Annotated in this window: 20 protein-coding genes and 1 tRNA gene; 15 read left to right on the top strand and 6 right to left on the bottom strand. The window is 65.1% G+C overall.

Translation table 11 applies throughout. The features are described 5' to 3' along the window. Positions 1-25: 25 nt before the first annotated feature. Positions 26-1345 carry an ActS/PrrB/RegB family redox-sensitive histidine kinase gene (locus tag G473_RS0101795; RefSeq protein WP_029011699.1) on the bottom strand — a complete coding sequence of 440 codons (1320 nt, stop codon included), beginning with the start codon at positions 1343-1345 and terminating at the stop codon, positions 26-28. A gap of 122 nt (positions 1346-1467) precedes the next feature. Between G473_RS0101795 and G473_RS0101790 the strand changes: the two genes are divergently transcribed. From G473_RS0101790 to G473_RS24540, 4 genes are all read left to right on the top strand, one after another. After that, on the top strand, positions 1468-2241 hold the full coding sequence (locus tag G473_RS0101790; RefSeq protein ID WP_035704986.1) for an ABC transporter ATP-binding protein: 774 nt from the start codon (positions 1468-1470) through the stop codon (positions 2239-2241). Positions 2242-2337: 96 nt separating this feature from the next. Next, the gene (locus G473_RS0101785) at positions 2338-2712 is read left to right on the top strand and encodes a hypothetical protein (protein WP_154667214.1); all 375 of its coding nucleotides are present in this window, start codon (positions 2338-2340) and stop codon (positions 2710-2712) included. A gap of 109 nt (positions 2713-2821) precedes the next feature. Next, a complete protein-coding gene (locus G473_RS24545; RefSeq protein ID WP_051329777.1) occupies positions 2822-3490 on the top strand; it encodes a DsbA family protein in 669 nt (222 codons plus the stop codon). After that, positions 3487-3921 carry a hypothetical protein gene (locus G473_RS24540; RefSeq protein WP_154667213.1) on the top strand — a complete coding sequence of 145 codons (435 nt, stop codon included), beginning with the start codon at positions 3487-3489 and terminating at the stop codon, positions 3919-3921. The genes G473_RS24545 and G473_RS24540 overlap by 4 nt, the downstream gene beginning before the upstream one ends. A 49-nt stretch (positions 3922-3970) precedes the next feature. On the opposite strand, the gene G473_RS0101770 is transcribed toward G473_RS24540, so the two are convergent. Together G473_RS0101770 and G473_RS0101765 are read right to left on the bottom strand one after the other, a co-directional pair. Next, positions 3971-5230 carry a DUF445 domain-containing protein gene (locus G473_RS0101770; RefSeq protein WP_029011696.1) on the bottom strand — a complete coding sequence of 420 codons (1260 nt, stop codon included), beginning with the start codon at positions 5228-5230 and terminating at the stop codon, positions 3971-3973. A 129-nt stretch (positions 5231-5359) separates the two neighbouring features. Continuing rightward, complete coding sequence (locus G473_RS0101765; protein WP_029011695.1) at positions 5360-6259, bottom strand: SDR family oxidoreductase; 900 nt, start codon at positions 6257-6259, stop codon at positions 5360-5362. 51 nt (positions 6260-6310) lie between these two features. Here G473_RS0101765 and G473_RS24535 point away from each other — a divergent pair, with 51 nt between their 5' ends. Together G473_RS24535 and G473_RS0101755 are read left to right on the top strand one after the other, a co-directional pair. After that, positions 6311-7132: a tetratricopeptide repeat protein gene (locus tag G473_RS24535; RefSeq protein ID WP_154667212.1), complete on the top strand. Its 822-nt coding sequence runs from the start codon at positions 6311-6313 to the stop codon at positions 7130-7132. Positions 7133-7428: 296 nt separating this feature from the next. After that, on the top strand, positions 7429-7659 hold the full coding sequence (locus tag G473_RS0101755; protein WP_029011694.1) for a hypothetical protein: 231 nt from the start codon (positions 7429-7431) through the stop codon (positions 7657-7659). Positions 7660-7802: 143 nt separating this feature from the next. On the opposite strand, the gene G473_RS0101750 is transcribed toward G473_RS0101755, so the two are convergent. Then, positions 7803-9134, bottom strand: a complete 1332-nt coding sequence (locus G473_RS0101750) for an MFS transporter (RefSeq protein WP_029011693.1) — start codon at positions 9132-9134, stop codon at positions 7803-7805. Positions 9135-9342: 208 nt separating this feature from the next. Here G473_RS0101750 and G473_RS24530 point away from each other — a divergent pair, with 208 nt between their 5' ends. Then, the gene (locus G473_RS24530; RefSeq protein WP_084437577.1) at positions 9343-12690 is read left to right on the top strand and encodes an SIS domain-containing protein; all 3348 of its coding nucleotides are present in this window, start codon (positions 9343-9345) and stop codon (positions 12688-12690) included. Between the two features lie 689 nt (positions 12691-13379). Here the strand turns inward: G473_RS24530 and G473_RS24525 are convergent. After that, positions 13380-14339 (bottom strand): hypothetical protein, encoded by a 960-nt coding sequence (locus G473_RS24525; RefSeq protein WP_035704984.1) that lies wholly within the window; start codon positions 14337-14339, stop codon positions 13380-13382. A gap of 167 nt (positions 14340-14506) precedes the next feature. Here G473_RS24525 and G473_RS0101730 point away from each other — a divergent pair, with 167 nt between their 5' ends. The 4 genes from G473_RS0101730 (at position 14507) to G473_RS0101715 (ending at position 17726) form a co-directional block, all read left to right on the top strand. Continuing rightward, on the top strand, positions 14507-15301 hold the full coding sequence (locus G473_RS0101730) for an ABC transporter ATP-binding protein (protein ID WP_029011691.1): 795 nt from the start codon (positions 14507-14509) through the stop codon (positions 15299-15301). Between the two features lie 92 nt (positions 15302-15393). Next, positions 15394-16275: a transporter substrate-binding domain-containing protein gene (locus G473_RS0101725; protein ID WP_029011690.1), complete on the top strand. Its 882-nt coding sequence runs from the start codon at positions 15394-15396 to the stop codon at positions 16273-16275. A 52-nt stretch (positions 16276-16327) separates the two neighbouring features. After that, the gene (locus tag G473_RS0101720) at positions 16328-17041 is read left to right on the top strand and encodes an ABC transporter permease (RefSeq protein ID WP_029011689.1); all 714 of its coding nucleotides are present in this window, start codon (positions 16328-16330) and stop codon (positions 17039-17041) included. Between the two features lie 13 nt (positions 17042-17054). Next, positions 17055-17726 (top strand): ABC transporter permease, encoded by a 672-nt coding sequence (locus tag G473_RS0101715; protein WP_029011688.1) that lies wholly within the window; start codon positions 17055-17057, stop codon positions 17724-17726. A gap of 106 nt (positions 17727-17832) precedes the next feature. On the opposite strand, the gene G473_RS0101710 is transcribed toward G473_RS0101715, so the two are convergent. Continuing rightward, positions 17833-17908 (bottom strand) — tRNA-Ala (locus tag G473_RS0101710). Between the two features lie 229 nt (positions 17909-18137). Between G473_RS0101710 and G473_RS0101705 the strand changes: the two genes are divergently transcribed. From G473_RS0101705 to G473_RS0101690, 4 genes are read left to right on the top strand one after another with little or no spacing between them, the layout of a single operon-like run. Then, positions 18138-18434, top strand: a complete 297-nt coding sequence (locus G473_RS0101705) for a YggT family protein (protein ID WP_029011687.1) — start codon at positions 18138-18140, stop codon at positions 18432-18434. A 3-nt stretch (positions 18435-18437) separates the two neighbouring features. Next, positions 18438-18758: a DUF167 domain-containing protein gene (locus G473_RS0101700; RefSeq protein ID WP_029011686.1), complete on the top strand. Its 321-nt coding sequence runs from the start codon at positions 18438-18440 to the stop codon at positions 18756-18758. A 38-nt stretch (positions 18759-18796) separates the two neighbouring features. Then, a complete protein-coding gene (folD, locus tag G473_RS0101695) occupies positions 18797-19711 on the top strand; it encodes a bifunctional methylenetetrahydrofolate dehydrogenase/methenyltetrahydrofolate cyclohydrolase FolD (protein WP_029011685.1) in 915 nt (304 codons plus the stop codon). Next, on the top strand, positions 19708-20763 hold the full coding sequence (locus G473_RS0101690; protein WP_029011684.1) for a magnesium transporter CorA family protein: 1056 nt from the start codon (positions 19708-19710) through the stop codon (positions 20761-20763). The genes folD and G473_RS0101690 overlap by 4 nt, the downstream gene beginning before the upstream one ends. The last annotated feature ends 7 nt before the right edge of the window (positions 20764-20770 follow it).

Genomic DNA, 20770 nt, shown 5'->3' with positions numbered 1-20770 from the left:
GACGATTCTTCAGGCGGGAATGGTTCTACACGGTGAAGCTAGGCGTTTTCCAGCGAATGGCAACAGCCGCCCCACCGCTTTTCCCATTGGCATAGCGTACAGAGGCCCCGGACCGCTCCAGCAGGCTCTGCGCGATGAACAATCCCAGCCCCATATTGCCTGCCGTCTCCCGCGCGGCAAGGCTGCGCCCGCTGACATAAGGCTCCCCCAGCCGGTCCAGCAGGGCGGGCGGGTAACCCGGCCCGTCATCCGCCACGGTCAGGGTCAGGCCGGGTCCCGCCCAGTCGATGGTCACCCGCACGCGGGAACGGGCGAACTGCATGGCATTCTGAAGGATATTGGCCAACCCATGCACCACCTCCGGCACCGACTGGACAGAGGGCGGCCCGTCTTCCGGTTCGTTCAGGCTTTCGATCTCCAGGGCGATCTCAGGCCGGGCATAGGGGCTGGCCACCGTCTCAATCAGGGCGGGCATCGGCACAATCGGTTCCGCCCCGCCCCGGTCACCCGGATGGCGCGACAGTTCGGCCAAAATGTCGCGGCAGCGGGCGACCTGACTTTGCAGCAGGGCCACATCTTCCGCCATCGGGCTGGCAGGGTCGATATCGCGGGCCAGTTCCTTGGCCACCACGGCGATGGTGCCCAGCGGGCTGCCCAGTTCATGCGCCGCCGCCGCCGCCAGCGCACCGACAGCCGATACATGATGGGCGCGGGCCAGACTCTCCTGGCTGGCATTCAGCGCCATGGACAGGCGCCGCGCCCCCTGCGCCACCTGGAACAAATAGGCCGCGATGAAACCGGATGAGAGGGTGAGCGCCGCCCAGACCCCGAACCGGTACAGCAAGGGCAGCCCCGCCTCCTCCTGCCCCGGCCAGGGCAGCGGCAGGGCCACCAGGGCCAGGGCAGTGAAACACAGCACAGCCAGGGCCGTCAGCGATGCCACCGCCGTCCGGCCCAGGGCACTGGCCGCCACGGTCAGCGGCGCCAGCATCATGACGGCGAAGGGATTATCCAGCCCGCCGGTCAGGTACAGCAGCACGGCCAACTGTACCATGTCATAGGCGAGATAAAGGGCGGCATCCCGGTCAGCCAGGAAGGGCTGCTGGCGCAGCCGGCGCACGGCGAACAGGTTGACCGCAACCGACACCAGCACGGCCCCCAGCGCGTGGGGCAACAGCAGGTGCATGCCCAGCCCCTGCATCACGATGGCCAGCGTCGCCGCCTGGCCCACAATAGCCGCCCAGCGGATGGTAACCAGGGTGCGGGCGCTGACCCGGCCTTCAGCCACGGGACTGAGGGCCGCCGGCACCAGGGCCGGCTGGTTATTCGGGGTTGCTTCACTCATGCCGATGTCCCACCATAGTTGCCCCCTGTCGGCACTGTCGGCAGGGGTTGTTCATCGCCGGCCCGGCCGGCAGACCGTAACCAGGACACTTCATCTCCAGAATCGGGACCATATCCTTTTCCATGTCGACTGACAGCGCCGTTGCAAGCCATGAACCTGCCATCCATGTCCGCGATCTGACCAAGAGGTTCGGTAGCGCCACGGCCCTGGATGGTATCGGCTTCGATGTGCCGGCCGGCCATACCGTCGCCCTGCTGGGCGGCAACGGGGCAGGCAAGACCACCACCATCTCCATCCTGCTGGGGCTGCTGCTGCCGACGGCGGGCACCGTGCGCATCCTGGGCCATGACATGCTGACGGAGCGCTATCGCGTGCTGCCGCGCATGAATTTCTCCAGCCCCTATGTCGATCTGCCACATCGGTTGACGGTGCAGGAGAACCTGACCGTCTATGGCCATCTTTATGGGCTCACAGGCTTGAAACAGCGCATCGCCGAACTGGCGGAAGCGCTGGAACTGACAGGTTTTCTGCACCGCCCGTCAGGCGCCCTGTCTGCCGGGCAGAAGACGCGGGTAGCCCTGGCCAAAGCACTGCTGAACGATCCGGAAGTGCTGCTGCTGGATGAGCCGACGGCCAGCCTGGACCCCGACACGGCAGACTGGATACGCACATATCTGGAGCGGTTCCGCGACCGCACCGGCGCCACCATCCTGCTGGCCAGCCACAACATGGCGGAGGTGGAGCGGCTGTGCCATGGCGTGCTGATGATGAAGGGCGGGCGCATCGTGGATCGCGGCACGCCTGCCGACCTGCTGGACCGCTATGGCCGCGCGACGATGGAAGATGTCTTCCTGGACATTGCCCGCGACCGGCAGGCGGGACAGGCTACCGGCTGATGAAGGGGCAAAAGTGGGTGGAAAAACTTGCCCCCAGCCGGATCACCCCCCAGATTGGAGGCATCGCCCCGCCCTGTCGCGGATAAGAAGGGCCTGATGGCACGCCTGATCAAGACGGTTCCGGGATTTCTGTTCGGCCTGCTGATGCTGGCCGTGCTGCTGGCGGGCGGGCGGCCCGGTCCGGTATGGGCCGTCGCCCATGCCAATGGTCCGGGGATGGTGACCACCCTTTCGGGAACCGTGATGCCGCCATCCCTGACAAAGGCCCCGGCGTACCGGGCGCAAAGGGCCGATCTGGCCCCCTGCCCCAAGATGCAAGCCTGCCCGTCCGGCCTGATGGGCCTGCCCCTGGCAACCACGCTGCTGGACCCGCCCGCCGCGCGTACCAGCCGCTATATGCCACCGCGCAACGAGCCGGGGCGCGGGATCACCCCCACCCCGGACCTGCCGCCCCCGCGCCGCGCCGCCTGACCACCCGGATCATCTCTCCCCCGGACGCTTCCCCGGCCCTGCGGCCGGATGTTCTGCGCCATGCCATGGTCCGTCCGGGGATATCCATCCTCCGATCAGGGAATAACCCATGATCCCGCAGCGTTTCAGAAAATATGTCCTGTTCGCAGGGGCTGCCCTGCTGGGCGGGGGCGCCATCATTGCCACCCATCTTGCATCCCCGCGAACCGAAGCCGCCCCGTCTTTTGTCGCCGAAATGGGACCCAATCCCCTGGCGCAGAGGCCCAGCGCCGTCATCGCCGCCAACCCGGAAGGCGATGTCACCGTCATTGAATATTTCGATTATCAATGCCCGGTCTGCCGGCGGGTGCATCCCGTTGTGGCAGCACTGGCGGCCACAGACCCCAAGGTTCGCATCATCCACAAACATTGGCCGACCTTCGGCCCGCCTTCCCTTCTTGCCTCGCGATTGGCCCTGGCGGCCCGCTGGCAGGGCCTTTATCCCCAGGTCCATGATGCGCTGATGAAGATCCCCGGCCGGCTGGGAGAGGACAATATCCGCGCCGCCGCCCAGGCCGCCGGCCTGGACCTGACGCGGGCCGAAAAGGACCTGTCGGACCGCAAGGCGGAAATGGACGAGGCCCTGAACCAGACAGCCGCACAGGCGGCCATGCTGCAATTACGCGGCACCCCCAGTTTCGTCATCGGGGACTATATCGTCCCCGGCGGGATGGACCTGGACATGATGCGCCGGGTGGTGGCCGATGTCCGATCCAAGGGGACGGGGGACACACCATGATGCGGCCCCCTGTCCGATATGGGCGCGGCATCGCGGTGGCGATTGGCATCTTCCTGCTGCTGGGAACGGTCACAGCCCTGTGGCCCAACCCGCTTTTTGCCCGCATGACCCCGACCCAGGGGTTTGAGGTCTGGCTGCTGGCGGTGCAGGCCGTGCTGATCGGCACCTATGCCGCCATCCGGCGACCGCGCTGTGCCGTGCGCGGCACCGGTATCGGCGCGGTGCTGGGTTTTCTCGGCATCGCCTGCCCGACCTGCAACAAGATTTTGCTGCTGGCCTTCGGCGCCGATCTGCTGTTGGCCTATTACGAGCCTTACCGGCTGCACCTGGCGCTGCTGGGTGTGGTGATCAGTGCTGCCGCCCTGGCTTGGGAATGGCGACAAGCCCGCCTCCAGCCCGTCTGCCCGGTCCCGGCACAATCAGCCGGATAGGCAAAGGATCACACGGCCCCGGTCCCAGCCGGGGCCTTCATCCAGACAGCTAAGACAACCAGCCATTCAGCACGAACAGCAGCCCGCCAATGGCCGCCCCCAGGATGGTGCCGTTGATGCGGATGAATTGCAGGTCGCGGCCCACCCTTTGTTCCAGTTTGTCGGTGAACTGGTCCACATCCTGCGCCTTGAGGGTGCCGGTGATGAACCCGCGGATCGCCTCCCGCCAGCGAGGGATGGAGCCCTGGAAGGTCTGTTCCACACTATGGTTGATCCGTTCCCGCAAGGTGGGATCATCCAACTGGCCGGCAGCGGAGCCGATCGCCCCACTGACCAGATCGCGGATGCGGCCATCGGGGCGGCCCATATCGGCCAGGACCGCCTGACGCAGCCCGCCCAGCGCATCCGCCACCAGGGGGCCCAGGCTCTCCGGCCCCAGCAGCCGGCGGGCGGCGGCCAACAGCCGTTCCGCCAGGGGGCCGCCCTGTTCCACCTCGTCCGGCAAAGCCTCCAGCCAGCGGCGCAAATCCTGTCCAGCGGGGGAATTGGGGGTGCGCAGATCGTAGAGATGGCCCAGCAGTGCATCGGTCATGGTATTGGCCAGGGTCTTGTCCACGGCGGATGGCATCCACCAGCGGGACCGACCGCTGACCACCTCCTGCAACCAGCCGCGCCTTGTATGGACGAAATCAATCAGCCGGTCCGCCAGTTCCGCGATCAGCGGCTCCACCGTTTCCGACCGCATCAGCGACCGCAGCCCCTGGGCCAGCACGGGCCGCAGATCGGCCCGCGCCAGCCCGTCCGACACGGCGGTGATCAAGGTCTGGCGGATGGCAGCTTCCTGATCGGCGCGCAGCAATCCCGGCAGCAGCCCCATCACCAGATCGGTCAGCTTATCCCGCGCCGCCGGATCGGCCAGCAGGCGGCCCAGACGGCTGGCCGGGTCCATGCGGCGGATCTGCTCCACCAGCATGCCCGGTTCCAGGAATTCCTTGTCAATATAGGCGGCGATGCCGTCGGCGATCCGGTCACGGTTGCGTGGCACCAGGGCCGTGTGCGGGATGGGCAGGCCCAGCGGCCGGCGGAACAAAGCCGTCACGGCAAACCAGTCGGCCAGCCCGCCAATCATCCCCGCTTCCGCCACCGCGCGCAGGCCCGCCGCCCCTTCCGGCGGCAGCAACCCCATATGGCTGACAGCCCAGCCGCCCGCCGCCACAGCCAGACAGCCGCCGGCCATCCAGCGATAGCGGCGCAATTCTGCCGCCGGATCGTCACTGTTATCGGCGGGGGATGCGGGTTGATCGGCCATGGCGCGGGTGTTCCCTCTTCTGCTTCCGGTCATCAAGGCTAACGGTCGGACGGGAGATGGGTTCACCATCCCCTGACAGACATTGGGAATCCGGCTGAATTTTCAACGCAAAGATGGAAGCAGCGCTTTTCAGCCTTGCCGTTCTGCCACCAGTTGGGCCGCCAGCCCGTCGCGGAAGCTGGGATAGGTCAGGCGATAGCCAAGTTCCGCTTTCAGCCTGTCATTGGTGACCAGCCGGTTATCGGCATAGAAGCTGGCCGCCATCGGCCCCAGGGCCTGCGGATCAAAGGCCTGTAGCGGCGGCGGCGGCACGCCCAGCAGGTCGGCGGCATGGGCGACGACGGCGGCACTTTCCGCCGGTTCATCATCCACCACATTATAGACCCGGCCCGGATAAGGCCGCGCCATGGAAGCCATCAGCGCACCGGCAATATCCACAACATGGATACGGCCAAACCGGTGGCCAGGCTTGTCAATGCGCCGCGCCGTGCCCTGGCGCAGGGCATCAATGGCGCTGCGGCCCGGCCCATAGATGCCGGGCAGGCGGAAAATATGGACAGGCATGCCCTGGTTCTGAAACAGGTCCAGCCAGCCTTGCTCTGCCGCCACCCGGCGCAGCCCGCGGGTGCCGGTGGCCTTCAGGGGTGCATCTTCCGTCACCCAGGTGCCGCCCGTATCGCCATAAACCCCGGTGGTGGACAGATACCCGGCCCAGGCCAGTCCGGACAGGGCTGCGATATCGGTGCCATGGGCATCCAGCACCGGCTCCCCCGCCCCATCCGGCGGGACGGAGGCAAGAAGGTGGGTGGTGCCGGCGAGCGCTGCGGCGGCATCCGCCAGTGGCTGGTCCCGGTCGAACAGGAACGGCTCCACCCCCATCGCCCGCAATTCTGCCGCCTTTTCGGGCGAACGGGTGGTGCCGGCCACCCGCCAGCCCGCCGCCAGCAAGGTCGCCGCCAGATGGCGGGCGCTATAGCCCATGCCGAAAACAAACAGGCGGCCGGGCGCGGGGGCGTGAAAGTCGGACATTAAATCTTTGCCACTGGACAGACAGCACAGGATGGCCCCTTGTACCCCGCCATGATGCGAACACTCAATCCTACCCTTATGCCCCCCCGGCCACGACGCGCCCTGGCCCTGGCGGGGCTGCTGCTGGCCGGCATGGCCGCCGCCCCGCTGCCGGCATCAGCACAGGCAATGTTCACCGGTCGGGCCGCCTGCCTGCAGCGGGCCGAAGACCTGCCCGATTTTGCCTTTGAAGAGGCCAAGCTGTGGGAAAAGCAGGGCGGCGCTGCCGATGCCCGGCTGTGTCAGGCCCTGGCCCTGATGCTGCGCGGGGATTGGGAACTGGCCGCCCCGAAGCTGGAAGCGTCGGCCCAGGAACTGACGCGCGATAGCGCCGCCGCCCGGGCCGATCTCTGGTCCCGTGCGGCCCTGTCCTGGCTGAATGCGCATAAGCTGGATCAGGCCGATGCCGCCTATGGCAAGGCCCTGGCCCTGATGCCCGACGATATCCAGATCCTGACCGACCGCGCCATCGCGCGCGCCAGTGCCGAGCGCTATTGGGAAGCGATCGAGGATTTGGACAAGGTTATCGCTAAGGCCCCGAAACAGGCGGAAGCCTGGCTTTTGCGTGCCCAGGCCCACCGTATCCTGGCGCTGAACAGCAAGGCCATGGATGATGTGGAAATGGCGCTGAGCCTGGCACCGCAGAACGGGCAGGCCCTGCTGCTGCGCGGCAATCTGCGCGCCGATGCCGGCGATGGCGTGCGCGCCAAGGCAGATTGGGAAAGCGTGCGCCGCGTTGCCCCCGGCACGCCTGCGGCTGAAAATGCCACCGACAATCTGAACGCCCTGTCGCGCCTGGAAACGGAAAAGGCCGACAGCCAGAAAAAGAAGTAATATCAATCTGCCGAGGGTTTAACCCTTGGCAGATTGGAGGCTGGCGACTGCCAGCCCGGCGCTCGTGCGCCGCGAGCCAAGGCGGCAGATGCCGCCGCCCGGCGCTGAGGGAAAACGAAACCTCTCTTGATCGGTCACGATCAAGAGAGGCCGGCCCAAGAAACCGCGCCACGGGTTGGCGGCGAAACTGCCGCAAAATCGCCGCCATCCCGGCCAAGAGGCGCCAATTCCGCCCTGTCTTCTACGTCTTGCCACCGCCGCTTGAGGCGTGGAGGCCACAAGACGGAGAAGCCCCCATGTCCCAGATCCTGATCCGCCGCCGCAGCCCCGATCAACGCCGCCTGTCCGCCATCGGACTGGTGTTGGCGACGCTGGCCCTGATGCTGGCATCTGCCCTGGCCGCTGGCACAGGCCGCCCCCTGCTGCGGGCTGATACGGATGCAGGGCAGCACGTTCAGGTGGCCGATGCCGGCTTTATCAAGGCGGAGATGGAAGCCAAGGGCCTGTCCGACCATTTCCACCGCTGACGCCGCCTCCACGATATTCCCCAACCGGTTGGACCGGCGGGCCTCTCGCGCCCCAAACAGATCCGTTGGTCCCACCGTGGATGGGGGCCGCCATCATCTCCCCAAGGGGGTGGCGGCCCCCATTCATCCTTCCAGCACCCGTCTCAGGCGCCCCGCCCCGGCTCCCGCACGCGCAGCAACAAAAGCAGCCCCAGGATGAACAGCACCACCACCGTCATCATGCCGGCACGCTGGCTGGCAAACAGGGTGACGGCAGCGCCATAAAGCAGCGGCCCGAGGATGCCGACGGCACGACCGGTCAGGGCATAGATGCCGAAAAACTCCGTCTCCATCCCCGCCGGGGCCAGCCGTGCCATCATGGACCGCGCCGCCGCCTGCGCCGGGCCGAAGAAACAGCCCAGCATCAGACCCAACATCAGCAGCCATTGCTGGTCGGGCGTGAAATCCAGCGGCAGGTTCAGGTCCGGCGCCCAATCCCAGGCCGGTGTGCCGATGATCAGCAGCATCACGCTGGACGCGATCAACCCCAGAAGGGAGATGATCAGCGTCGGCTTGGCGCCCATCCGGTCATCCAGCCAGGCAAAGCCGATGGCCCCCAAGCCGGCAGACACATTGATCAGGATGGCGAACAGGATCAACTGCGCCTCCACCATGCCGAAGACGATGCCGGCATAGATGCCGCCAAAGGCCGTGATCGTGTTGATCCCGTCCCGCCACAGGGCGGACGCCACCAGAAACCGCAGCATATTGGCATGGCGTGGCAGGGCGCGCACCGTTTCCACCAACGTGGAAAGCCCCGCGCGCACCGTGGCGGCCAGCGGCACACCGGTGGGCTTGCGGTCCGGCACCCAGAAAAACAGCGGCAGGGCGAACAGCCCGTACCACACCGCCACCAGCACAGATGTCGCCCGCACCGGGGCCGATTCCGCCGTATCCAGCAGGCCAAACAAGGGCGTGTCGCTTTGCAGCAGCAAGAGCAGACAGGCCATCAGCGACAAAAGCCCGCCAATATAGCCCACCCCCCAGCCCCAGCCGGAGACACGACCCAGATGGCTTTGCGGCGCCAGGGATGGCAGCAGGGCGTTATAAAAAACATTCGCCAGTTCAAACGCCGTGCTGGCAACGCCAACAATCACCAGCGCCAGCAGCGCATAGGACGGGTCCGGCCGCACGAACCAGAGCAGGGCCGCCCCCAGCACGGCGGCGGCCGTGAAGGCACCCAGCCAGGGCTTCACCCGCCCGCCCTTATCGGCAATCGCGCCCAGCATGGGTGACAGGATGGCGATGGCAAGGCCGGACAGGCCCAGCATCAAGGCCCAGTCTGCCGACCCGCCATCAGGATCGCCCGCCACCCCTTTGGTGAAATAGACGCTGAACACGAAAGTGCCGATGACGGTATTGAACGCCGACATCGCCCAATCATACAGGCACCAGCCGGCCACCGCCCGCCGCCGCCCCTCAAGCACATGCGCCACCGATCCGCTCCACCGCCAGGGGTTTAACCGGGCGCACCCTGTCACAGGCCGCACGGGGTCGCCAAACAGAAACGGTGAACGCTGTTTTGCCATGAATCCGACCTATGACGGGTGCCGCCAGGACGGGGCCGGTCCCGCCACTGGCCGTTTGCGCCGCGGCCCCGGCTCGGCGTATCAAGGCATCAACGCTTTACATCAGGTGATCATCATGTGCGGCATCGCTGGCCTTCTTTCCGGTCGTTCCTGGCAGCAGGATCGCGACACCTCATGGATGGATGCGATTGCCAGCGCCCTGGTCCGGGCCGACAGCACCGATCTGGACGGGATCGGCGCGGCGCTGGATGCGCTGCATGCCCGGTTTGATGATCTGATGGCGTTTGCCACCCATATGGCGCTGATCGACCGACCCGCATTGCGCCAGGCACTGACAGACGCCGCCGCCCGCATCGCGGCCCTGGAAGCAGCCTTGAAGGAAGGCCCCCAAGCCCGCGAGCCGCGGGTGGAACGGATGGCCGAGCGGTTGCGCGATTATGGCTGGCAGTTGACGCATGAGGTACTGGCCAATATTGACCGCACCCTGTCCCTGCTGAACGGGGTCACGGCCCCCGTCCGCGCCCAGCATTTCACCGCCTGGGCGGTGGAGCAGGTGATTGAGAATCTGGACCGGCTGGAAGTGCGCGGGCGTGACAGTGCCGGCATTTCAATCCAACTGCGCCTGCCCGGCCCGATCAATAATGCCAACATCGCCGCCAGAGGCCAGGGCGGGTTTGACAGCGACGGCGCCGTTGCCTTCCACCCGCTGCCCGATGGCGGCGCCACGGTGCGCTTTACCTATAAGGTGGCCCAGCTTATCGGCAAGCTGGGCGATAATGGCAGCGCCATCCGGGCCAAACTTCGCGCTGATAGTCTGCTCTGGTCCCTGGCGGCGCGGACGGAGCAGGTGGGTATCATCGCCCATACGCGCTGGGCTTCCCATGGGGCGATCAACCTGCCCAACTGCCACCCGCAGAACGGCGCCCTGGCGGAAGATGAAGGGTCGGTGCTGGCCGCCGATGCCGATATTGTCAGCGTTCTGAATGGCGATATCGACAATTACCGGGCGCTGAAGGATGGGCTGGTCGCTACAGCCGGCTTCACCATCCCCACCCCTGTCACCACCGATGCCAAGATCATCCCCGTCATCTTCCGCCTGTCGTCCGGCAATGGCATCGCCGACCGCTTCCTGGCAGCATTGCGCCGGTTTGAAGGGTCGGTCGCCATCGGCCTGCTGCATCCCACTGACCCCGACCGGCTGTATCTGGGCCAGAAGGGCAGCGGTCAGGCCCTGTTCGTGGCGGAAGTGGCAGATGGGTTGATCCTGTCATCGGAGAATTACGGTCTGGCGCCGCGCGCGCGGGCCTCCATCGCCATGGCAAAGGTGGAAAAAGGCGGCCTGTCCGTCACCCTGTCCAGGGCGGAGGGGGAACCGGGGCTGACCGCCCGCACCATTGATGATGGTCAGCCGATCGCGCTGAAGCCCGACCCGATCGAGATTTTCAGCCGGGATATCTTCCGTGGTGATTTCGAACATTTCTTTGAAAAGGAAGTGCATGAATCCGCCGGCAGCGTGCGCAAGACGCTGATCGGCCGCTATAGCCGCGCCGGGCGGCAGGCCCGCTTCGATCTGGGCCCCGATGGCATCTGGGCCGCCTTGCGCCGGCGGTTGAGCGATCCGGCAAAGCCGGCCATCCGCCGCATCTTCGTCACCGGCCAGGGCACGGCGGCTATTGCCGGCATGGGAATCGCCCATCTGCTACGCCAGGCCCTGACCGGCAGCGCCATCCATGTGGAAGCGGCGAAAGCGTCGGAGCTTTCTTCCAACCTGGAAGGGGTGGCGCTGGATGATACGCTGGTGATTGCCATCAGCCAGTCCGGCACCACGACGGACACCAACCGCACGGTCGATCTGGCGCGGGCGGCGGGGGCGTGGATTCACGCCATCGTCAACCGCCGCAACAGCACCCTGGTGCGCAAGGCGGACAGCCACCTGTTCACCAGCGATGGCCGCGACATTGAAATGGCCGTGGCCAGCACCAAAGCGTTCTATTCCCAGGTGACGGCGGGCAAGCTGACGGCTTTGTGCATCGCCGATGCGCTGGGCACCATGGGACCGGTGCAAATCCATGATGAACTGGTGGCCCTGGAAGGGCTGCCCGCCCGCATCCAGGAGGTGCTGGATGACGAGGCAGCCATTGCCGCCTGTGCCGAGCAATATGCCCCCTATAACCGCTATTGGGCGGTGGTGGGCAATGGGGCCAACAAGGTGGCGGCGGAGGAAATCCGCATCAAGCTGTCGGAGCTTTGCTACAAATCCATCCCGGTCGATTATACCGAGGATAAGAAGCATATCGACCTGTCGACCGAGCCGCTGACCCTGGTCATCGCTAATGACCTGCCGCCCCTGCTGGCACAGGATACGGCCAAGGAAGTGGCGATCTTCAAAGCCCATGCCGGCAAACCCATCGTGGTGGCCGCCAAGGGGGAAACCTGCTTCGACCCCTATGCCGAATGCGTGATCCGGGTGCCATCGGCCGGGGCCGGGCTGGACTTTGTGCTGGCGACGGTGGCGGGCCACCTCTGGGGTTTCCACGCCGCCCGCGCCATTGACCGGCGGTCACAGGGTTTCCGCGCGCTGGGCGTGGCGCTGGAACAGGCCTTGGTGGAAAAAGACCAGAATCTGGCTCCCCTGACCCAGGCAGTGCAGGTGGAGATGGAGCGCATCGCGCAGGGGGAACAGGATGCCGCCCTGCCGCCCAAGGGCGTTGCCCGGTTGGCCCTGCTGGCGGAAAAACTGCGGCAGGAACCGGCGGCTGGTAGCCAGCGGGACAAGGTGCTGGAAGACGGCATCACCTTGATGCGGGACCTGTTTGAAGAAACCAGCCGCCCCATCGACACGATCCGCCATCAGGCCAAGACGGTGACGGTGGGCATTTCCCGCCCGACGCGGGAAGTGGCCCCGGCCATCCTGTCCACCCTGGCGGAAATGGGCGTGGCGGCAGAAGCCCTGTCGGAAGCCGACCGCCAGACCCTGACCGCCTATTCCGCTGTGCTGACGGCGGTGACAGGCGGCATCGTCTATAAGCTGGCCGGCGAAGGCAAGGATGGGCCGAAGCTGGTGGCCGGGGCCCGGACCGGGCGGTCCGCCGGCCAGCCTTCGGGCTATGATGGCGGGCGCATTGCCGCCGGCAGCAAGCGCCGCGCCCTGCGCCTGGGCCGCACGGTCTTTTCCGCCGGCACGGGCGAGGCGGAAAACCTGCTGCTGATCCCCTTCTTCGCCGGCACGGAATGGCGGGTGGCGGGGCTGGCCCTGCTGCATACCGATCTGGTGGATCAGGCATCGCTCCAGCAGAAGACGGCCCTGTTGAAGGAACTGCATCTCTACGAGGATCTGTTCGACGCCTATCACGAAGTGGTGCATGGCGAGGCGCGCGATTTCGCCGCCTTCATCGCCCGCTGCCACCCGCGTGACCTGCTGTTCCGCAGCCCGGTCGATCTGGCGCGTGAAGCGGCGGGGTGAGGGGGGAATAATCCAGGGCAAGGGCACCGGATCGGCTCTCTCACCTGCCATGCCCACCTACGCGGGAATGGCGAAAAACAAACTTCATACGAGGTCGTAAATTTATACCGGCTGACATGGCAGGATGAACTCAGCGCGGTTGCGACAACGCTGCGTGCATCATGCTGAGAGACATTGCGACGAAGGTGCCGGCGATCCAAAGCAAAAAAACTTCATCCCCAACCCTGTTTCGGAGGAATTGCATGACAAATGCCCCCAGGAAAAGCACGGCTCGCAGCCAAAGCAGCGCCGGCGATCCCGCTCGGCTACCGAAGAGTCCCCAATCTGGGTCGAGCAACTTGATTCGCCGACCGCGCCAGGACGAACCGTTACCCTGCATCTCCCGATTTACGGCATCAATACCCTGTCGGTAAGTCCGGCTGAAAAGCATCCTCAAGAAGAGAAGGAAAGCTGTTGCGCCGACAAAGATCATGCACGGCGGTAGAATGAAGCGCACGGGAGGGACAAGAATGCCGGCCACCGATGCGAGCCCTGCGAAGACCGCGATCCAGAAGCAAACCGCTCTGAGTATTCTGTCCTTCATCTGCCCATGATACCGAACTTGCATCCTGTCCTCAAAGCTGAGCAGGTGTGGCAGGGACTGGTGGAAAACAAACTTCAAACGAGATGTTCAACCCCATATTGCCCCCTTACCGCGGGGCTGGACGCGCAGCAAGACGCCAATGTTTGGCCTGGGAATAGCTGCGGGCCAGGAACTGGTAGGTCTTTTTCAGCACCAGTTCGAAAGCCTGGCTCTTCTCCGCCACCACGCCTTCCCAATCCTCCAGCACCTCATCCCAGGGTCTCAGGGTCTGGTGCAGGTCGTCGCGCATCTCGCGGATATAGCGGATATTCTGGTCGAACTTGCCCAGCATGACGAGGATTTCCCCTGTCTGGGCGTCAACCTGCGCAAAACGCTGCTCGATATCCGTCAAAGGCGGCAGGCAGAGGGTCTGCATCCGCACCACCTCTTCGCGCAGCGTCCGTTCATTCTTGTAGATGCGGTGTGCCACTTCCAGCCCGGTGCGGATGGCGGACAGGTTGTTCGCCCGCTCGCGCAGCGCCTCGATGAAAGACAGTTCCTTCGCCAATGTCTCGATCCGGGTTTCCACCACCTGTTCGGCATCACCGCCCAGCGCCAGCTTATTGGCGATGACGGCGAAAGCCTCCCGCACGCGGGTCTTGATGCCGGGGTCTTCCACGATCTGTTCAAGCTGTTCCGGGCTGGAAACAACCGATTCGCCCCCCGTCAGCCAGGTGACCATCTGCACCGTCAGGCGGCCCTTGGCGATCAGGTAATGGCGGTCATCCACCCGCCAGGAGGCGGTGCCGTCGATCAACTCGTTGGGGATCGTGTCGCCGGGGCGGATTTCCCGCACATATTTCAACCCTTTGACCACCATGGCCAAAAGCTGGCCATCAAAGGATTTCGGGTCGATCTTGAATTCATTGCCCAGCTTGTCGACCGCGACTTCGGCTTCCACCTTGCCCAGCTTGAAGCGCATCACCGCTTCATCCAGACTGCGGGACCAGACGAAGCGGCACCCTTCCAGCGTGAACACCTTATGTTCGAACAGGAAATGGGTGCTCCGGTTCGGGGTCGGTTCCATAAGGGCAGCTCTCAGGGCAACGGGCAGGCGCGTGAATATCCTGGCATAGCACGTTGCCGCGTTCGGTGCCGCCCCCCAATCCATGCCCGCCCGGTTTTCCCCCTTCGCAAGCACGGCATGGCAGGCTAGCTTTGCCGGTGATCTGTTTCTCTGGCCCCCGGTCCCCGATGCCCCCTTCCCAAGCCGCCATTGCCGCCCCCGCTGTCCAGATTGACGGGCTTCACAAGCGTTTCGGCGATAATGAGGTCTTGAAGGGCGTGTCGCTGTCCGCGGCCCAAGGGGAGGTGGTGGCGCTGATCGGGTCCTCCGGTTCCGGCAAAAGCACGCTGCTGCGCTGCATCAACCTGCTGGAAATCCCCGATGATGGCCGCGTGCTGATCCAGGGCGAGGAAATCGCCATGAAGAAGGATCGCGCAGGCCGGGCCCAGCCTGCCGACCGGCGTCAGGTGGACCGCATCCGCCAGCGCTGCGGCATGGTGTTCCAGAATTTCAATCTCTGGACCCATATGACGGTGCTGGAGAACATCATCGAAGCGCCGGTCCATGTGCTGGGGCAGAACCGGGAAGAGGCGGTGGCCAGGGCGGAAAGCCTGCTGGCCAAGGTGGGCCTGTCCACCAAGCGGGACGCCTACCCGTCGCAAATGTCGGGCGGGCAGCAGCAGCGCGCCGCCATTGCCCGCATGCTGGCCATGGGGCCGCAGGTGATGCTGTTCGATGAGCCGACCTCGGCTCTTGACCCCGAACTGGTGGGGGAAGTGCTGCGGGTGATGCGTGATCTGGCGACCGAAGGGGCCACGATGCTGATCGTCACCCATGAAATGGCCTTTGCCCGCGAAGTGGCGCACAAGGTGGTGTTCCTGCATCAGGGCCGGATTGAGGAGCAGGGCACGCCGGAAGAGGTGTTCGGCAATCCGAAAAGTGAGCGGTGCCGCCAGTTCCTGACCCGTGAGGGCCAACACTGACAGGGCCCCCAAGAGGCTTGACGCCGGGCCGCCAGGACCCGGACACTACAAACCAACAAGACGATATAATCTGGGTTCAGAAAGGGTCGGGCATGAAGAAGTGGATCGCGGCGCTGGCGCTGGCGGGGGTTACGGCGCTGGCCGGTTGCGGCCAGAATGATCAGGCCGGGCAGACGGCGGGCACCAATGCGGCCGGCGGCGTCCCCAACCCGTTGCGCGTGGCGACGGAAGGGGCATATCCGCCCTATAACATGGTGGACGCAAGCGGCGATCTGGTCGGTTTTGAGATCGACATGATGAAGGATGTCTGCAAGCGGATGGGGACGGAATGCCAGTTCGTCGCCCAGGCCTGGGATGGGATGATCCCAGCGCTGCAGGCCGGCCGTTTCGATGCCATCGTTGCCGGCATGTCCATCACCGATGAGCGCGCGCAGGCTGTGGATTTCTCCGCCGGCTACACCACGACCCCGGCCTATCTGGTTTCCGCCAATGCCAACCCGCTCCAGCAGGAGGATTTCGGGGTGGAAAAGGTGGACCTGACCGAAATTACGCCGGAAGAACAGGCCGCCATCGACAAGCTGCGCGCCGCCCTGAAGGGCAAGGTGATGGGCGTGCAGACAGCCACCATCCATGCCAATTTCGCTGAACAATATCTGGGGGATGTCGTCACCCTGCGCCGCTATGACACGCAGGAAAATCTGGCACTGGACATGCAGACCGGCCGGATTGAGGTGGGGCTGGCCGATGCCGTGACCTGGAACGCCTTCCTGCAACGCCCGGAAGGCAAGGATTTCAGCTTTTTCGGTCCCGGTTTCGATGGCGGGCTGTTTGGCCGGGGCCAGGGCATCGCCATCGCCAAGAACCGGCCGGACCTGCTGGCCGCGCTGAACAAGGCGCTGGCGGAGATGAAGGCCGATGGCAGCATGAAGAACCTGTCGGTGCAGTGGTTCGGCTTCGACACCGCGATGCCCTGATCCCTTGATGCCTGTCTGTTTATTGGTCCCCTCCCCTTCCGCCGGATGACCCATGCTTGAACTGTTGAGTTACGGTCCCACCGGCTGGGGTGATGAGATCCTGGCCGGGGCCGGGATGACACTGATGGTTGCCGTACTGGCCTATCTGGTCGGTCTGGTGGCCGGGTCGCTGACGGCGGCGGCCAAGCTGGCAGGGCCGGCCCCGCTGCGCTGGCTGGCCGCCAGCTACACCACAATCGTGCGCGGCGTGCCGGCGCTGCTGGTGATCTGGCTGCTGTTTTTTGGTGGCAATGGGCTGGTCACCTGGATGGCGGGCCTGTTCGGCTATGGCGGGCGGGTGGAACTGCCGGCCTTTGGCATCGGCGTCCTGGCCGTGGGCACTGTGTCCGGCGCCTATGCCGCGGAAGTGATCCGGGGGGCGGTGCAGGCCGTGCCGAAGGGGCAGTTGGAAGCGGCGCGGGCACTGGGCATGCACCGGCTGCTGATTCTGCGCCGCATCCTGGTGCCCCAGGCCCTGCGCTTTGCCCTGCCGGGGCTGGGCAATGTCTGGCAGATGACCCTGAAGGATACGACCCTGGTTTCCGTGATCACGCTGGCCGAGTTGATGCGCCAAGCCTATATGGCCATGCAATCCACTCGCCAGCCCTTCCTGTTCTATCTGACGGCCGCCTTGATCTATCTGGCCATGACCAGCCTGTCGGACATGGGTTTCCGCTGGGCGGGCCGCCGGGCCGAACGCGGCGTGCGCCGCACCGCCACGGCCTGAAGGGGGACCCACGATGGATATGATCCTGTCCGCCCTGCCGTCGCTGCTGTCCGGTGCCTTTGTCACGGTGCAGCTTGTGGCCTGGTCGCTGGCTCTGGGGCTGGTGCTGGCGCTGCTGGTAGCGCTGGCGCTGCTGTCGCCCAACCGGCTGATTGCCGGGCCGGCGGCACTTTATGTCTTCCTGTTCCGGTCCACCCCGCTGCTGGTGCAGCTTTTCCTGATCTATTATGGCGCCGGCCAGTTCGTCGCCGTGCGGGAAAGTTTCCTGTGGCCGCTGCTGCGCGAACCTTATTGGTGCGCCATCATCGCCCTGACCCTGAACACCGCCGCCTATACAGCGGAAATTCTGCGCGGCGGCATCCGTGCCGTGCCGTTCGGCCAGATTGAGGCGGCGCGCGCCCTGGGCATGCATCGCGGCCTGATGTTCCGCCGCATCATTCTGCCCCAGGCCTTCCGCCAGATCCTGCCTGCCTATGGCAATGAGATGATCCAGATGGTGCAGGCGACATCGCTGGCCAGCACCATCACCCTGATGGAATTGACGGGTGCCGCCCGCACCATCGCATCACGCAGCTTCCAGCCGGTGGAACTGTTCGTGATTGCCGGGGCGATTTATCTGGCGATGAATTTCCTGATCGCCCAGGCCGTGCGCTGGGGGGAAAAGCGGATGGCGGCGGCGGCGTGATGCCGCACCGCCCGCGTGCCACTACGACGGCAGCAAAAGGCAGCAAAACAAAAAAGCGCGGGAAAATCCCACGCTGTAACGAACAACCAATATTGAAGAAGGGGAATGGTGGAGCCGAGGAGGATCGAACTCCCGACCTACGCATTGCGAACGCGTCGCTCTCCCAGCTGAGCTACGGCCCCACACCAGACCCGGCCATCCTTGCAGCCCGTAATAAAACAGTGCCTCAGGTGGCGAAGTGGCGCGGATAATGCTCATCCACCCCCGGCCTGTCAAGGCCCCCATTCGCGGCAGCACATGGAAATTGTTTTCCGTTTCCAATCAAGCGGGGTGGTGCATCTGGACAGGGCCGGGATGGGCCATTACGTTCCATGGCAGGCGAGACCGCCACGGAACTGAGCCGGGAAAATCATGGGACCGCTGCTGACTACCCTCTTCCAGATTCTCTATGTGGTGCTGGACCTTTTCGTTTGGGTCCTGATCATCTCCGCCATCCTGAGCTGGCTGATCGCTTTCAACGTCATCAATACGCAAAACCGATTCGTCTATACCGTGTCGGACGTGCTGTACCGGCTGACGGAGCCGGTGCTGCGGCCGATCCGGAACATCCTGCCCAATCTGGGCGGGCTGGACCTGTCGCCCATTGTGGTGATCCTGCTGGTCATGTTCCTCCAGCGGCTGCTGGTGAATTACGGGCTGGTATTCTAACCCATGGCCAAGCCGGCCCTGGAACTGGTGGAAGGGGGCGCCCGGCTGTTTGTCCGGGCCAGCCCCCGCGCCAGCCGCAATGCGGTGCAGGGTATCGCGCCAGGGGCCGATGAGCGGATGCAGGTCAAGGTGGCCGTCACGGCGGTGCCGGAAGATGGCAAGGCCAATGCCGCCATCATCAAGATCCTGGCCAAGGAATGGCGGATTGCGAAATCCAGCATCGACATTGTCGCGGGTGGCACCGACCGGTCCAAAGTATTATTCGTTGCCGGCGAACGGGCGGTGCTGGAACCGCTGCTCACCACATGGCTTGCCGGCCTGTAGCGCCGGCGCACCGCGACAAGGCATAAGGGGATTTGATCATGGCCGAGGCACGCATCATCGATGGCAAGGGCTTCGCCGCCTCCTTGCGCGCGCGCATCGCCGTTGCGGTGGAGGATTTGCGCACGCGCCATGCGCTGGTGCCGGGCCTGGCCGTGGTGCTGGTGGGCGAAGACCCGGCCAGCCAGATCTATGTCCGCAACAAGGGGGAGCAGACGCGGGAAGTGGGGATGCATTCCGTCACCCATCGCCTGCCGGTTGATACCAGCCAGGAAGGGCTGCTGCGCCTGGTCAACCAGTTGAACCAGGACCCGTCCATCCATGGCATCCTGGTGCAACTGCCCCTGCCCGGCCATATCGACACCCAGGCTGTGCTGTCCGCCATCGACCCGGCCAAGGATGTGGACGGGTTCCATGTCGTCAATACCGGTCGCCTGTCGGTCGGCCTGCCGGCCCTGGTGCCCTGCACCCCGCTGGGCTGCATGATGCTGCTGAAGGACACGCTGTCCGACCTGCGCGGCATGAATGCCGTGGTGATCGGCCGGTCCAACATTGTCGGCAAGCCGATGGCGCAATTGCTGCTGGCCGCCGATTGCACGGTGACCATCGCCCATTCCCGCACCCGCGACCTGCCCGCCGTGGCGCGGCAGGCCGATATCCTGATCGCCGCCGTGGGCCGGCCGGAAATGGTGCGCGGCGACTGGATCAAGGAAGGGGCCACGGTGATTGATGTCGGCATCAACCGCGTGCCGGCCCGCGACCCGGCAGCGGCGGCTGCCGGCAAGACCCGCATCGTCGGCGATGTCGCCTATGCCGAGGCGGCTGCCGTGGCCGGGGCCATCACCCCGGTGCCGGGTGGTGTCGGCCCCATGACCATCGCCTGCCTTCTGTCCAATACCGTTACCGCCGCCTGCCGCGCCGCTGGTGTGGCGGTGCCCGCCGGGGTCGGCCTTTGATCACGGCCTATATCCGCGACGGCGACCGGCTGCGGGGCCAGGCCCTGGCCCCCGGCGAGGCGCTGCCTGCGGGCACGATCTGGGTGGATATGCTGCGCCCGGAAGAGGCGGAGCGGGAACTGGCATCCGCCCATCTGGGGCTGGATTTGCCTACCAAGGAGGATATGAGCGAGATTGAAATCTCCTCCCGCCTCTATGTGGAGGGCGAGGCCTCTTTCCTGACCACGCCGGTGATTGCGCGGTCGGAGACGGGGCGCCTGGATCTGGGGTTGCTGACCTTTATCCTCACCCCGTCCATCCTGGTCACGATCCGGCATACCGAACCGCTCTGGTTCGCCATTTTCGCCGCCCGCGCCATGCGCCATGCCGGGGTGGCAACCACGATGATGGATGCCTTCCTGGGACTTCTGGAAGCCGTGGTTGACCGGGCAGCCGACGTGCTGGAACGGGTGGCGGGGGAACTGGACCAGCTTTCCCATCGCATTTTTGCCGACAGCAATGATCTGGAAACCGGGCTGCTGGATGGTGCCAGCAAAAGCGGCGCGCTGCGCCGCCGCACGGTGCGGAAGGAGCAGCGCCGCCGCCGTGCCGCGAAAGCCAATGCCATGACGGAAGTGATCACCGCCATCGGCCGGGCCGGCGACCTGACGCAGAAGGTGCGGGACAGTCTGGCCGGGCTGGAGCGGCTGTGCGCCTTTGCCTCCACCGTCGCCGGCCCGCACATGAACAAGGAACAAAAAGTCCGGCTGAAGACGATCAGCCGCGACGTGCATTCTCTGGTGGAACATGCTGGCTTCCAGACCATGCAGACCACTTTCCTGCTGGATGCCACCCTGGGCGTGATCAATATCCAGCAGACCAACATCATCAAGATTTTCTCGGTCGCCTCGGTGGCCTTCCTGCCGCCCACCCTGGTCGCCAGCATTTACGGCATGAATTTCAACATCATGCCGGAACTGAACTGGGATTACGGCTATCCGCTGGCCCTGCTGCTGATGGTGCTGTCCGCCGTGGGTCCGCTCTGGTATTTCCGCCGGCGCGGCTGGCTGTAACGGTTTT

This window comes from Niveispirillum irakense DSM 11586 (assembly GCF_000429645.1).
GTDB lineage: Bacteria > Pseudomonadota > Alphaproteobacteria > Azospirillales > Azospirillaceae > Niveispirillum > Niveispirillum irakense.
This window is presented reverse-complemented; position numbering and strand designations above follow the sequence as displayed.